The sequence below is a fragment of the Spirochaetota bacterium genome, from assembly GCA_017999915.1.
In the GTDB taxonomy this organism is placed as follows: domain Bacteria; phylum Spirochaetota; class UBA4802; order UBA4802; family UBA5550; genus RBG-16-49-21.
Map to the genome: position 1 here is coordinate 97141 of JAGNKX010000002.1, position 13076 is coordinate 110216.

12 protein-coding genes are annotated in these 13076 nt (G+C 53.1%); 4 read left to right on the forward strand and 8 right to left on the reverse strand.

Annotated elements, in window-relative coordinates:
* Together KA369_04520 and KA369_04525 are read left to right on the forward strand one after the other, a co-directional pair.
* On the forward strand, window positions 1-498 hold the full coding sequence (locus tag KA369_04520) for a DUF1285 domain-containing protein (protein ID MBP7735217.1): 498 nt from the start codon (window positions 1-3) through the stop codon (window positions 496-498).
* Window positions 499-501: 3 nt separating this feature from the next.
* Window positions 502-1740, forward strand: a complete 1239-nt coding sequence (locus KA369_04525; protein MBP7735218.1) for a thioredoxin domain-containing protein — start codon at window positions 502-504, stop codon at window positions 1738-1740.
* A 4-nt stretch (window positions 1741-1744) separates the two neighbouring features.
* Here the strand turns inward: KA369_04525 and priA are convergent, their stop codons facing one another.
* Window positions 1745-3700: a primosomal protein N' gene (priA, locus tag KA369_04530; protein ID MBP7735219.1), complete on the reverse strand. Its 1956-nt coding sequence runs from the start codon at window positions 3698-3700 to the stop codon at window positions 1745-1747.
* A 226-nt stretch (window positions 3701-3926) separates the two neighbouring features.
* Here priA and KA369_04535 point away from each other — a divergent pair, with 226 nt between their 5' ends.
* Window positions 3927-4373: a GatB/YqeY domain-containing protein gene (locus tag KA369_04535; GenBank protein ID MBP7735220.1), complete on the forward strand. Its 447-nt coding sequence runs from the start codon at window positions 3927-3929 to the stop codon at window positions 4371-4373.
* Window positions 4327-5415, forward strand: coding sequence for an omptin family outer membrane protease (locus KA369_04540; protein ID MBP7735221.1), 1089 nt, complete (start codon window positions 4327-4329; stop codon window positions 5413-5415). Before KA369_04535 ends, KA369_04540 begins: the two co-directional genes overlap by 47 nt.
* 8 nt (window positions 5416-5423) lie before the next feature.
* Here the strand turns inward: KA369_04540 and KA369_04545 are convergent, their stop codons facing one another.
* From KA369_04545 to rpoN, 7 genes are all read right to left on the reverse strand, one after another.
* A complete protein-coding gene (locus KA369_04545) occupies window positions 5424-6080 on the reverse strand; it encodes a hypothetical protein (GenBank protein ID MBP7735222.1) in 657 nt (218 codons plus the stop codon).
* 26 nt (window positions 6081-6106) lie between these two features.
* Entirely contained in the window at window positions 6107-7465 is a 1359-nt protein-coding gene (locus KA369_04550; protein MBP7735223.1) for a sigma-54-dependent Fis family transcriptional regulator, read from the reverse strand.
* A 9-nt stretch (window positions 7466-7474) separates the two neighbouring features.
* Complete coding sequence (locus KA369_04555; protein ID MBP7735224.1) at window positions 7475-9262, reverse strand: HAMP domain-containing protein; 1788 nt, start codon at window positions 9260-9262, stop codon at window positions 7475-7477.
* Window positions 9237-9524: an HPr family phosphocarrier protein gene (locus tag KA369_04560; GenBank protein ID MBP7735225.1), complete on the reverse strand. Its 288-nt coding sequence runs from the start codon at window positions 9522-9524 to the stop codon at window positions 9237-9239. The genes KA369_04555 and KA369_04560 overlap by 26 nt, the downstream gene beginning before the upstream one ends.
* Window positions 9521-10471, reverse strand: coding sequence for an HPr kinase/phosphorylase (locus KA369_04565; protein MBP7735226.1), 951 nt, complete (start codon window positions 10469-10471; stop codon window positions 9521-9523). The genes KA369_04560 and KA369_04565 overlap by 4 nt, the downstream gene beginning before the upstream one ends.
* Before the next feature lie 104 nt (window positions 10472-10575).
* A complete protein-coding gene (gene raiA / locus KA369_04570) occupies window positions 10576-11376 on the reverse strand; it encodes a ribosome-associated translation inhibitor RaiA (protein ID MBP7735227.1) in 801 nt (266 codons plus the stop codon).
* The gene (gene rpoN, locus KA369_04575; protein MBP7735228.1) at window positions 11373-12815 is read right to left on the reverse strand and encodes an RNA polymerase factor sigma-54; all 1443 of its coding nucleotides are present in this window, start codon (window positions 12813-12815) and stop codon (window positions 11373-11375) included. The genes raiA and rpoN overlap by 4 nt, the downstream gene beginning before the upstream one ends.
* Window positions 12816-13076: the final 261 nt, after the last annotated feature.

Sequence of the window (13076 nt, forward strand, 5' to 3'; positions counted from 1 at the left end):
ATGGAAAATGCCTTCCCTGAAATCCCCGAAGAGATTAAAGAGCTCTTCGAAAAGGGTAAACTGAACGACGAGATACGCCTCGATAAAGACGGAAAATGGTTCCATAATGGCGAGCCCTTCATAAACAAGAAGATTATCGAATTTTTCAACCAATCGATAAACATAACCCGCGAGGGGACATACGTCATCCATTACGGACAGTACACCTACCCGATCATAGTGGAGGACGCGCCCCTGTTCGTCACCGGGCTCATATTCAAGGGTTTCGGGAGATTTGAAAAAATCACCATCAACCTGACCAATGGGACAGAGGAACTGCTTGACATCTATTCTCTGTACTATAAGAATCAAACGATGTATTGCCGCGTATCCGGCGGAAGGATGACAGCCAAGTTCAGGAATTCGCCCTTCTACCACCTGATGGAGCGGCTTGACGAGGTTGAGGGACAATTCTACCTTAACCTCTGCGGAGAAAAAATCCATATCAAGCAGGATTGAACCATGAAAAAAATCGTATACCCCTTACTCGCCCTTGCGGTTCTCGGCGCCGTCCTGTCGGGACTGCTCCTTATCCAGCATTACTATCCCGACATGAGGCTCGGCGCCATATCCTGCGGCGAGGGAATAGTCAACCCCTGCCTTTCGCTGTCGCAGTCCGGGTACTCCACCCTGTTCACGATTCCCGTGGCCGCCTATGGGCTGCTCTGGTACCTTCTGGCCCTCTTCATCCTCCTTATAGCGGATTACGCCGAAGGCCGCTATCACGACTACGCCCTGGCCATGATCATGCCCCTCTCGGTAGCTGCGGTCCTGGCCGACATTGCACTGGGTGTCATACTGATCATAACGCAGCTCCTGTGTAAATTCTGCATCGCCACCTACGCGGTAAACATCGCGATGCTCGCCCTGGTCGTTGTCTGGTATAGGACCGCGGCCAGGGACACCCAGTTTTCCCTTCCCGGGGTTTACCGCGACCTGATACTGCCCAAAGAGCCTTCTCCGGACCGCAAGGCCTTCTATTTGGCCTTCGTGCTCTTCATATTTCTCCTTGGCTTCGCCGTTTTCTCAACATCCTACATACTCAAGATGAAGACGGAAAAAGCGAAGCTCCCCGATGACAGGGCCGCGGCATTCATCTCGAACTTCTACAAGTCGCCCGTTGAGAAGCTCGACCTGCCGGATACCGGCATCGTACTGGGAAACCCGAAGGCCGACCTGACCATCGTGGCCTTCACCGATTTCCTCTGCAGCGCCTGCTATGAGTTTTACAGGATCGAAACATTCCTTCTGGCTAAATACAGGGACCGCATCAAGACCGTGTACTACAACTACCCCCTGGACATGGGGTGCAACCGTGAAATGAAACGGACCGTGTACGTCAATTCCTGCGTGGCCTCACGGGCCTTCATCGCGGCGTCGGACGCGGGGATCCTCGATCAATATATCCTTAAGCACTTCGCGGACTATCAGAACACCCATACACGCTATGCGCCGGCACTGGCTATTACGGCTTTTAACCAGATCAGTCAAAACGAACGGAAGGGGATGGATGAAACGCGGTTTTTGGCGGCAATGAATTCGGAAGGAACGACCCGGCGCCTTGAAGAGCACATGAAGCTGGCCAAGCAGCTCCGCGTGGACGCCACACCCACCCTTTTCATCGGCGGCAGACGGCTGGTGGGCGTACCCCCGGCTGAAATTCTGGACCAGATAATCAAAACCGAGCTGGATAAAAAATAATACCCTACATCAGCTCATAGGGATCGATATCGATCTCGAGATAGACATCCCTGCCCGTAACGGCTCCCCGGGAAGCCCCAATGGTTTCCTGAAGGGCCGTCACGCTGCTTGATTTAACGATAATGTGATGGCGGTAATTCCCCCCGATCCTGCCGAACGGCGCCGAAGACGGCCCCAGGATCCTGATATCCGCCTTGAGCGCCGCGGCCTGTTCTTCCAGGGCCTGCTTCAGGGAATTGATCGAGGCGATCACCCTGGCCTCATTGGCGCCCCGGACCAGGAGGCGCGCCAGCCGCGTGAATGGCGGATACTGGAGCATCCTCCGCGCTTCCAGCTCCGATCTGTAAAATCCGTAATAATCATGATTTCGAATGAAGCGGAACAGGGGGTTCTGATCGTCCAGGGTCTGTATGATGACCCTGCCCGGCGCGTCGCCCCTGCCGGAGCGGCCGGCAACCTGCATGAGGAGGGAAAATATGCGCTCGGAAGAACGGAAATCGGGCATGTTCATGCCGATATCGGCCAGGAGAACGCCCACGAGGGTGATGTTGTGAAAATCGAAGCCCTTGGCCACAAGCTGTGTCCCCACCAGGATATTGACCTCGCCGCGGTTCATGCGGGCGATCAGCTCCGGCACCGTGTCCTTTTTTCGGGAGCTGTCCTGGTCGAGGCGGAAGATGGTGAAATCGGGGAATTCCTTTTCGATGATCTCCTCTACGCGCTGGGTCCCAGAACCGACTTTTTCAATCTGCTCTGACCCGCATTTCGGGCATGCGGCCGGAACGGCCTGCCGGTGCCCGCAATAGTGACAGAGCATGTGCCGGTCCCTGTGATAATTCATGCCTATGCTGCACTGGGGGCACTCCATGGTCCACCCGCATTTCCCGCAGATCACAATGGGGGCGAATCCGCGCCTGTTGAGCAGGTATATCACCTGGCGGCCCGCATCAATGGTCCGTTTCGTATTGAGCTTCAGGGCGGTTGAAATGATATGTTTCGGCTTGGTGGAATTGATCCTGACGATCTCTATCTCCGGGAGAGAGGCGTTGCCATAACGGCTCTTCAGGGTATGAAGCTTCATGACGCCCTTTTCACACGCATAAAGAGTCTCCACGGCCGGCGTCGCCGACCCCATGACCACCAGGGCCCCTTCGGTTTTGCTCCGATACAGGGCGATGCGGCGCGCGTTGTACCGCGGCGTGCTGTGCTCCTTGTACGAACCATCGTGCTCTTCATCTATAACGATCATGCCAAGCTTCGGGCACTGGAGAAATACGGCCGAGCGGGTCCCCACGGCGATACGGGCCTCGCCCCGGTAAAAACGGATCCAGTTGTGGAGCCTCTGATTGGGAGTAAGGTGGCTGTGATATATAATCAGGTCATCGCCGAAAACGCCGTACATACGCTCGAATATCATGGATGACAGGGATATTTCCGGCACAAGATAAATGACCGACAATCCCTGCGGGATGAGTCTTCGCGCTAATTCGATGTATATCTCCGTTTTTCCACTGCCCGTGATGCCAAAGATCAAGTGGGCCAGAGCAGCTTTATTATCTATTATATCATCAAAGATTATTTTCTGTTCATGATTAAGCTGAGTTTCAATGACGACACCTAGCTTATCGAAGGGTATCTTGTAACGCTTCGATGGTTTTAAACCCGAAGGAAGGGCCATTGCCAAAGCTTCGCCTATTGAAGATAGATAATTTAAAGCGGTATAACGGGCCAAATCCATGAGACGTTCGTCATAAATCGGATCATGATCGATCAGATCGATGATATCTTTTAATTCGAAATCTTTAGGCTCATTATCATGTACTCTCAGGACATAGGCAGTCAGATTCTTACCGGCAAAATTTACCCTGACCCTCGAATAAGGGGCAATATTCATGCCGACAGGGACACGATAGGTATAAAATTCTTCAAGCGGATATGATATATAAACGTCAGCTAACATGATATTGTAATGTATGAAGCATACTATTCTGATAAAGCGGTTTTCATAATCCTGGAATTGATTATGTGACAATAACTTTATATAATATTAAAAGTCAATATAAAGATTATTATGGTGTCAGAGTAATTGATTTCACAGCTTGTTCATTCAGGATAAAATCTAATTGACAGAATAAAATATAATGCAAACTAATAAACATCACAAGACACAAGACAAGGAGAAACTGATGAACCTTCTTGAAAAAATTGACAGCGACCTGAAAACCGCGATGAAAAGCGGCGATACCGTTCGAATTGAAACGCTGAAAATGATCAAATCCGACTTTGCCTATGAAAAAGGCAAAACGGGCAAAGACCTCACCGATGATCAATTAATAGAAATAGTAAGCCGATCGGCCAAACGCCGGCGCGAATCGATAAAAGAATTTCAAAAAGGAAACCGCCAGGACCTGGTCGATAACGAGACAAAACAGCTTGCCGTAGTCGAGGAATACCTTCCCAAACAGATGTCGGAAGATGAAATCGAAAAATATATAACGGATAAAATAGCCGCCATCGGTACGATTACGCAGAAAGAAATCGGCAAAATAATGGGAGAAATAATGAAGGAACTCAAGGGAAAGGTTGATGGCAGTGTCGTCAAAGCGATCTTGTCTAAAAAAATCAGTCAATAAAGCCATTCTTCTCTCATTAATCTTCTTTGCTCTCGGTGTACATGCCGTCCATGGCGATGAAATAAAAAAGGACGAGGGGACACTTAAAGGTACGATTGACAGCCCTCAAGCCGAGTCGGGAACGACAATCGGCCAATTTAACATTGAAAACGGTTTTGAGCGCTTCTTTTTCTACACGCTGTATCAGATCGGCGGTAGAACCCTTACCCGCGGCGGCGTTAATTATTATCACTTTCCTATCAGCGAATTAAAATTCCCCCTCGATGTTTTCATGTTCTACGTGGATTTGAACCTGAATCTATTGAACAGGCTCACGATTCACTACGGCGTCCATGTCAATATCGACAAACAGGTCGGCAAGATGAAGGATTCCGACTGGGTCCCCTTCCATAAGATCAAAACCATCTATTCTGAAAGCGATGCGAGGCTTAACGCTGTTTTTACCGAAGCGGATATGTCGGTCAGGTTATTTACCGTATCTTTCTTCTCTTTGAAATTAGGAGCCGGATTCATGCACCAGTACATGAATTACTGGTGCAGCAATGTCGAGCAGATCAGCGCTTATGATACTTCTTCTCCAATATATATCGGAAGGCCGGATTACAAAAAACTTCTCGGCAAAGTCATAACCTACAAGTTAAACTATTACATTTTCACACTGCAGGTTACGCCTGTTTTCATGGTCCCGATAGGAAAGGGGACCCTTGAAATCATCGCCGCCATACGCTTTTCTCCATACCTCAAGGCCAAGGACATTGATGATCACATCTTGCGCGGCAAGATCTCGAAAAACGACAGCTCCGGAACCGCCTTAATGCCTTTCCTTAAATTACGCTATACGTTTTCCAGCAGGATTTTCATGGCCGCGAAACTGGAATACCTCTACCTGACCGCCAAAGGCGAACAGAACCAATACTATTATAACCCATTTTTCGATTCCAGCGCCAATAATATACCCGGCTGGTCGGCCAGAATCAAATGCAAATTAAAAAGCGAACAGCTTTCGATCAGTCTTGGAGCCGGGTACTCCTTCGAATTCTGACATTAGGCTCACAGAAGATACAATTCCTTCATCTTCTCCATGATAAGCTTGAGCGTATTCCAGGCATTGCGCTTCAAGTCGGGGTTCTTCAGCAGGGTGATGGGGTGCTCGATATTGAACCAGACAAGGTCAACGCTTTCCTTTATAATCTTCTGAAGGGGAATAATGTCGCCGAACACGATTGCTATGCGCGGCTTAATGAACTCTATCTCACGACTGATGATATATTCGCAGTTTTTCACGATCTGGCTCGGTTTCATCAGCGGATCGGCCACCTCGCATTTCACCAGGTTCGTGATGTAGCAATCGTTGAATGACAGCTGCGCGGCCTGGACGATCTTTTTCAGGAGATCCACCGAATCCTTCTTTAATACTTTTTTTTCGACAACGTTGACCAGCTGCGGGGAGTTGAGGATTATCATGACCCTGTTGGTCCCCGTCCCGATGCCGAACTTCTTTTCCTCGACCCCGGAGCACTTGAGGCACGATTCGACGAGCTTTTTCAGGTCCTCGTCCCTCTCTTCGCCGCGGGACCGCTCCTTCCGGCAGACCCATCCGGAAAGCCGGTCCAGTTCCTCCTCGCCGCGGTACAGGAGGATCCGGTCGCGGTAACGGCCTTTTCTCAATACCGATGTCATATCCTTGTAAATATCGCGGGAATCCATGTATCCAAACCTGCCGTGCGGCTGCGTCAAATCTTGTCGATATTGATATTGTACTGCTTGATCTTCCGGTGCAGGTTGGTCCGCTCGATGCCGAGCTCCTTGGCCGCGCCGGTGACGTTCCTGTCGTTCTTCTTGAGCACCTTGACGATGAAGTCCTTTTCAAATTCCTCCCGGGCCTTCTTGAGCGAAGACAGGTCCTTGGTGACGAAATCGTCATAATCATAGGCCTCGAGGTGTTTCTGTATGTCCTCCTTGCCTATCACCTCCTCCGGCACCATGATGCTGAGGCGCTCGATCACGTTCTTCAGCTCCCTCACGTTGCCGGGCCAGCTGTGCCTGGTAAGCTCCTTCATGCCGGCTTCGTCGAGCTGCTTCAGCCCGATGCCGTGCTCCTCCGAAAAGCGCTGGAGGAAATACTCCACCAGGAGCGGAAAATCCTCCATCCGCTCAGCCAGGGTGGGCACATGGATGGGGATCACGTTCAGCCGGTAAAACAGGTCCTCCCGGAACGATCCCTCCTCCACCGCCTTTTTCACGTCGACGTTCGTCGCCGCGATGACCCGCACGTCCACGGTGATGGTCTCGTTGCCGCCGACCCGCTCGAACTGGTTCTCCTGCAGCACCCGGAGCACCTTGGCCTGCGCCGAGGCGCTCATGTCGCAGACCTCGTCCAGGAACATGGTCCCCTTGTTGGCGACCTCGAACTTGCCCATGCGCCGGTTAATGGCGCCGGTAAAGGCGCCCTTCTCGTGGCCGAAGAGCTCGCTCTCGATCAGCTCGTTGGGGATGGCCGCGCAGTTCACCTTCACGAAGGGCTTGTCGGACCTCTTGGAGCGGTGGTAGATGGCGCGCGCCACCAGCTCCTTGCCGGTGCCGCTGTCGCCGGTGATGAAGACGCGGGCGTTGGTCTTGGCCGCGGTCTCGACGATCTCCCGTATCTCCTCGATCTTCGGGGAGCTGCCGATCATCTCTTCGTCGATGTGGTACTCCTTGCGGAGCTTGATATTCTCCTTCCTGAGGCGCATGTGCTCCAGGGCGTTGTTCACCGATGTCAGGACCCGCTCCATCGCCAGGGGCTTCTGGATGAAGTCGTAGGCGCCCAGCTTGGTCGACTTGACCGCTATGTCGATGGAGCCGTGGCCGGATATCATGATCACGGCCATTTCCTGGTTGACCGCCTTGATCCGCTCCAGCAGGTCGATGCCGTCGACATCGGGGAGCCACACGTCCAGGATGGCGAGGTCGACGTCGTTGATCCGCAGAAATTCCGTCGCCTCTTCCCCGGTCTTGGCGGAATACACCACGTGGTCCTCGTCCTGTAAAATCGAGCTCAGGGTCTTGATTATGTTAATCTCGTCGTCGACAACCAGTATCTTAGCCATGATTGATATTCCTCAATTTATGATGGGCAGCTCGATCACGAACTCAGTGCCCTTGCCGTATTCAGAATTGCATGAGATCTCGCCCCGGTGCTCCATGATTATCTTCTCGACGATGGCGAGGCCCAGGCCGGTCCCGGACGACTTGGTCGAGAATCCCGGATTGAATATCTTCTCCTTGTCGCGCTCCATGATGCCGATGCCGTCGTCGCGTATGGATATCCGCGCCATGTCCACGCCCTCGCCGGCGACCAGCTGGGACTTGATATAGATGTTCCCGGATTTGTCGACGGCATCGATGGCGTTCTGTATCAGATTGTTCAGTGTCTGTTTTATCAGATTCTTGTCAATATAGATTTCCGGAATTCTTCTGTCTATTTCCGCGTGAAAGGCGACCTGCTCATGGCCCGCGTGGAGGTTGACGCAGCTTTCTATCAGCGCGTTGATGTCGGTTTTTACCGGCTTCATCTCGGGTAGCCTGGCGAACTCGGTGAACTCGCTCAGTATGTTCTTCAGCACGCCCACTTCCTCGACGATGGTCTCGGTCCCGGCCATGATGATATTTTTAATGTCCGGATGATTTTCGATATAGCGCTTCCGTATCCGCTCGGCGGAAAGCTGGATCGGCGTCAGGGGGTTCTTGATCTCATGGACCACCTGGCGGGCCATTTCACGCCACGCCTCCAGGCGCTGCTTCTGGTATATGATCCTCCGGTTCCGGTTGAGCTCATAGACCATGCGGTTGAACGACTTGAAAAGGACCCCGAGCTCGTCTTCCGAGTCCCGGTAGAGCGATATGTCGAAATTTCCCCCGGAAACGTCCCGCACCGCCTCGGACAGCTCAAGTACCGGCCTGACGATATTCTTCGAGAGATAGAGGCTCATGAGCACCGATACGATGATGATGAACAGCGTGATGCCGAAGAGATAGAGGCCGCTGTCGCTCTTCAGGTCGTTTATGATGTTGGCCAGGCGCCGGTGATCGTTCAGGGATTGCGAAAAGAGAACCGTCCTTTTCGCCATGTCCTCGGGGATGCTCTTGCAGAGGACCAGGAGATAATTATTGTACCTGAGGGCCCCGGCCAGGTAATCCCTCTTCTGTATTGACAGCTTGTCGATACGGGAATTCTCCTTCAGATCGGACACGGAATAAAAATCCCCCACGGCCTTCTGGACGTCGTCGGGCATGTCGTCCAGGAGCCAGAGGCTGTTGGTCCCTTCTCCCAGGTAGAGGTTGAAGCTGTAGGCGGATATGCCCTTCATGGCGTACATGTTCCGCACGTAAAACCTCCCGTCCTGCGTGGCCACCGAAAGGGTGCCGTTGTCCATCTGGTACCTGACGGCCTGGAGCTCGCCGCGCATGTCCTCCATCATCTGCACCACCGGATCGTTGGACATGGTGACCGCCTCGTTCAGCGCTGTGGAGGTCTTGTCCAGGACAATGCTCGATAGGATCTGGTTCAGCAGGTAATTGGATGTGAAGACCAGAGGCAGAGAGGGAAGCACCGCCACGAACACGAAGGCCATCGCCATCTTGCTCTGGATGCTCGACCGTGTGCCCGGCATGCCGGTATACAGGTTCCGGCGCAGCGACATGATGATGAAGTAGAGGGCGGCGACCATGGGCACCGTCATGGCCGCGAAAATGAAGAACTCCTGGCTCCTGCCGATCTTGACGTTCTTGCCCGGGAACAGGCCGATGATAAGGATAGAGATAAAGACAAAGATACCCACCAGGAACAGGACGTCCTGCACGCGGGTATCCTCCGGAAAAAAATTAATTTTTTTGAGAAGGTTCTTCATGGGACCTGAAATTGTTCTCTATCATCGCGACAATCGTTTCAACGACTTTCACTTCCCCTTCGCCGCTGGCCCGCACGATAAGCCTGGACCCGGATATTATTGCCAGTCCCAGAACGGACATGATAGATTTGCAATCGGCCTCCACGTCATCCTTGATGAGCTTCACATCGCAAGGATATTTCATCGCCTCTTTGACGATCATCATTGCCGGCCGCGCGTGCACGCCGGCGTCGCTCTTCACGACCACTTCGCGCTCGGTCATCGCCTGTTCTTCTCCCTCATCAGGTTCTCCTGGATGTTCCGGTCCAGATCGCGGGCCGTGAATATGCCCAGCTTCTTGAGGCGCTGGTTCAGCGCCGCGGTCTCCACGATGATGGGGATGTTCCTTCCCGGCCTGACCGGCACCATGATGCTCGACACGTCGATGTCGAGGACCGGGTAGGTCTGCTCCTCGAGGCCGAGGCGGTCATACTCCTTGTTCTGGACCCATTCCTCGAGGATGACGACGAGCTCGACGCGCTTGCGGTCCCGCACCGAGCGGATGCCGAATATGTCCTTCACGTTGATGATGCCCAACCCCCTGATCTCCATGTGGTGCTTGAGGATCGGCGATCCGCTCCCCATCAGGATGGATTCGTCCACCCGCTTGACCATGACCACGTCGTCGGCGATGAACCGGTGGCCCCGCTCGACGAGCTCCAGGGCGCATTCGCTCTTGCCCACGCCGCTCTTGCCGATCAGGAGCACCCCGATGCCGTACACGTCAACGAAGGTGCCGTGCATCGATATGGCCGGGGCGAAGGCCTCGTTCAGGAGATAGATAAGCGAACTGGTGAACCTGGTCGTGTCCTTGCGGGTCACGAAGACCGGCACGCCTTTCCGGTCCGCGACCTCGAGGAACTGTCCGTCCGGCTCCTCGTCGTGGGTAAAAACGCAGCAGAGCACGTCGTATGAAAAAAACTTCGATATGACGTCCCGCTTGTCATCGGCCGAGAGCTGGCGCAGGTACGCGCTCTCTCCCAGGCCGAATATCTGTATGCGATCATGGGCGAAAAATTCGTAGAACCCGGCAAGGGTCAGGCCGGGCCTGTTGATGTCGCCGATCCTGATCTCCTTTTCGAGACCGGACGCGCCCGCCACCAGGCGTATCTGCAGATCTATCACCCCGGTGTTCTCAAGAAAATTTTTAACCAGTATCTTGTTTTCCATTTATTGTGTTATATGGCGCCGCGAAACGTTAATTTCTGCAAACAGACGGCATACGCCCCCGGCGCGCCGCGCAACGACGCGCGGTCCGCCGGGCCGCGCCGGCTTTAGAAAGCCGGGACCATCACTTCATACTTGTTGCCGTTCTTGCTTATGATGTTGATGAACTCGGACTCGATGTTGAAAAACGGCAGGAAATGCTGCCTGGATTTTTCAATCTCGAGTATCGCCTCGTGGAGCGTGAGCTTCAACATATCGCATGAACTGAGCTTTTTGAATTCCACCCGCGGATTGGCCGGGGTGTCATCGAAAATATCAAGGGCATAGGTGACAAAATGACCGGCATGGGAGCCGCTTTCCGTCTTGTCGGCCGGAACCTCGACCATCTTCAGGCCGTTCGTCCCCCGGAAAATGACCGCGTAATTCTTGTTCGACGACGACACGTCGGTCTCTATCTTGCTGTCGCCCTTCTTGAACAGGATATAGTCTTTCTTATCGACCCTCATCTGCAGCAGCGCCTCGATGTTGTCGACAGGCTTGTTGCTTACCTGCCGGAGGACCACCTCTTTTCCCCCGTTGCTGGTGACATCTATGGAAGCGACCTCGCCCCGTTCGGGGCCCTTGTGCATCTGGTGCTTCTCTTTGTAACGGCGGACCTGTTTCTCCATTTTCTCGAACAGGAGGTCAATAGCGGAGAAGAGATCGGCCGCTTTTTCCTTGCCGTGGAACTGCACACCGTCGCCGTTCAGCACGACCTCGGAAATATGGTCCAGCTTTTCAACCGACAGTATGATGTGCGCGTCTATCAGCTGATTGAAATGCCGGTCCAGCTTTTTTATCTTTTTTTCCGCATAGTCACGCAGGCTATCCGAGACATTCAGATGCCTTCCGGTTACTGTGATGTTCATGTACGCTCCTCTGTTTTAATTTTATTGATCTTCTTTCGTCTACCGGACGTCGGGATGTTCAGAATCCCCCGGTATTTCGCGACGGTTCGGCGGGCCACATGCATGCCCGCCTTGCCGAGTATCCTCACGATCTCCTCGTCGCTGTAGGGCCGCTCCGCGTTCTCGCGCTCGATGACGTCACGAATAAGGTTCATGGCCTCGTCGGACGACACCTCCGCGCTGTTCTGGCCGGCCTTGAGCCGCGACACGAAAAAATATTTCAGATCAAAGACCCCCCACCCGGTCTGCACATACTTGTTGCTGGTGGCGCGGCTCACGGTCGACTCGTGGAGGCCCAGCTCGCGCGCCACCTCGCTGTGCGTCAGCGGATGCAGATGGCCCGGCCCCTTTTCCAGGAATTCGCGCTGGCGCTTCATGATGGATTCGACAACCCTGAGTATCGTGGCGCGCCTGTTCGCTATATTTTTCACGAGGTAACGGGCCGACTGCATTTTATCCTGAATATAGTCCCTTAATTTTTTTTCAATGTTTTTTTTCTTCAGCAGCGAAATATAGTATGAATTGATGCGCAGCCCCGGGACCCAATCGTCATTGAGGCCCACGATGATCTCCCCGTCCACCAGGCGGACGTCGATGTCGGGGACAATATAGCGGATGGTTCTGTTCGAATACTGGCGGCCCGGATACGGATCAAGGTTCTGTATCATCTTCGTCTTCTCCAGCACGTCCGCCATGGCCATGCCGAGGGTGCCGGCGATTTTCTTGTAATCCAGCTTCTCGAAATGCTCGAAGCAGTCGGCCACGATCCTCCTGAGCACGTCGTCGGCGGGATAAAAATGGCCGCACTGGACCAGCAGGCTTTCCCGGACGCCCCGGACGGCGCACCCGACGGGGTCAAAAAGGCTGACGGCTCCGGCGAACCGCTCAGCGTCGGCGGGAGTGCAGATGTCCTTGAGGAGCTCGGCCGGGTCCTCGTCCAGGAACCCGTTCTCATTGATGGACGTTATGATCGCCTGGTAGATGTTCAGCTCGCGCTCATCACGGGCCGTCATCCGCGCCTGCCAGAGCAGGTGCTCGGAGAGGGATTCCTCCTGGGCCGTTATGTTCTCGAAATAATTTCTCTTTCTATCTTCCTCGTCGGAATAGCCGGTATCGCTGGCGTCCTCGTACATCGCCCGCTGTTCCTCGCCCCTGGTTATCAGCGACTCGTCGCCGCTCAGGTTCCTGGCGACGCCGGCTTCAACGTCCGTTCCCGGCGTCGTCTGCGAGGACATGACGACGCCGTCCTCTTCCAGGACCGGGTTTTCAACAAGTTCATCTGATATTCTGTCGTAGAGTTCTACCGTGGAAAGCTGTAACAGCTCAATAGCCTGTTGCAGGGACCGGGTCATTACCAGCTTTTGTGATTGCTTCAATCCTGTCTGGAGAGAAATGGTCATGTTATCAATCACCGCTGAGCGTACTCGCGCCAATAATCCATATCATAATAGTATACATAAACAACGATAAAATCAATAAGGATATAAAAATAATGAAGGAGTCTACATGAAATTATCGTTCCTGGCCGATGGCATATCCGCATTATAAAGCCCCTCCGGGACTTTTTAGAAACCAATTACTTTTGAGTATGCTATAATAAAATGTTACAAAAAATGTATTATTGTTCTTTTAAAGGAAATCTATGAAATATAATACTTGCT

What these genes read in the sequence shown, in the direction of transcription:
- priA (MBP7735219.1), bottom strand. Translation starts at nt 3,700, where the DNA reads ATGTTAGCTGACGTTTATATATCATATCCGCTTGAAGAATTTTATACC.
- KA369_04525 (MBP7735218.1), top strand. Translation starts at nt 502, where the DNA reads ATGAAAAAAATCGTATACCCCTTACTCGCCCTTGCGGTTCTCGGCGCC.
- KA369_04545 (MBP7735222.1), bottom strand. Translation starts at nt 6,080, where the DNA reads ATGGATTCCCGCGATATTTACAAGGATATGACATCGGTATTGAGAAAA.
- KA369_04565 (MBP7735226.1), bottom strand. Translation starts at nt 10,471, where the DNA reads ATGGAAAACAAGATACTGGTTAAAAATTTTCTTGAGAACACCGGGGTG.
- KA369_04540 (MBP7735221.1), top strand. Translation starts at nt 4,327, where the DNA reads ATGGCAGTGTCGTCAAAGCGATCTTGTCTAAAAAAATCAGTCAATAAA.
- KA369_04520 (MBP7735217.1), top strand. Translation starts at nt 1, where the DNA reads ATGGAAAATGCCTTCCCTGAAATCCCCGAAGAGATTAAAGAGCTCTTC.
- raiA (MBP7735227.1), bottom strand. Translation starts at nt 11,376, where the DNA reads ATGAACATCACAGTAACCGGAAGGCATCTGAATGTCTCGGATAGCCTG.
- rpoN (MBP7735228.1), bottom strand. Translation starts at nt 12,815, where the DNA reads ATGACCATTTCTCTCCAGACAGGATTGAAGCAATCACAAAAGCTGGTA.
- KA369_04535 (MBP7735220.1), top strand. Translation starts at nt 3,927, where the DNA reads ATGAACCTTCTTGAAAAAATTGACAGCGACCTGAAAACCGCGATGAAA.
- KA369_04560 (MBP7735225.1), bottom strand. Translation starts at nt 9,524, where the DNA reads ATGACCGAGCGCGAAGTGGTCGTGAAGAGCGACGCCGGCGTGCACGCG.
- KA369_04555 (MBP7735224.1), bottom strand. Translation starts at nt 9,262, where the DNA reads ATGAAGAACCTTCTCAAAAAAATTAATTTTTTTCCGGAGGATACCCGC.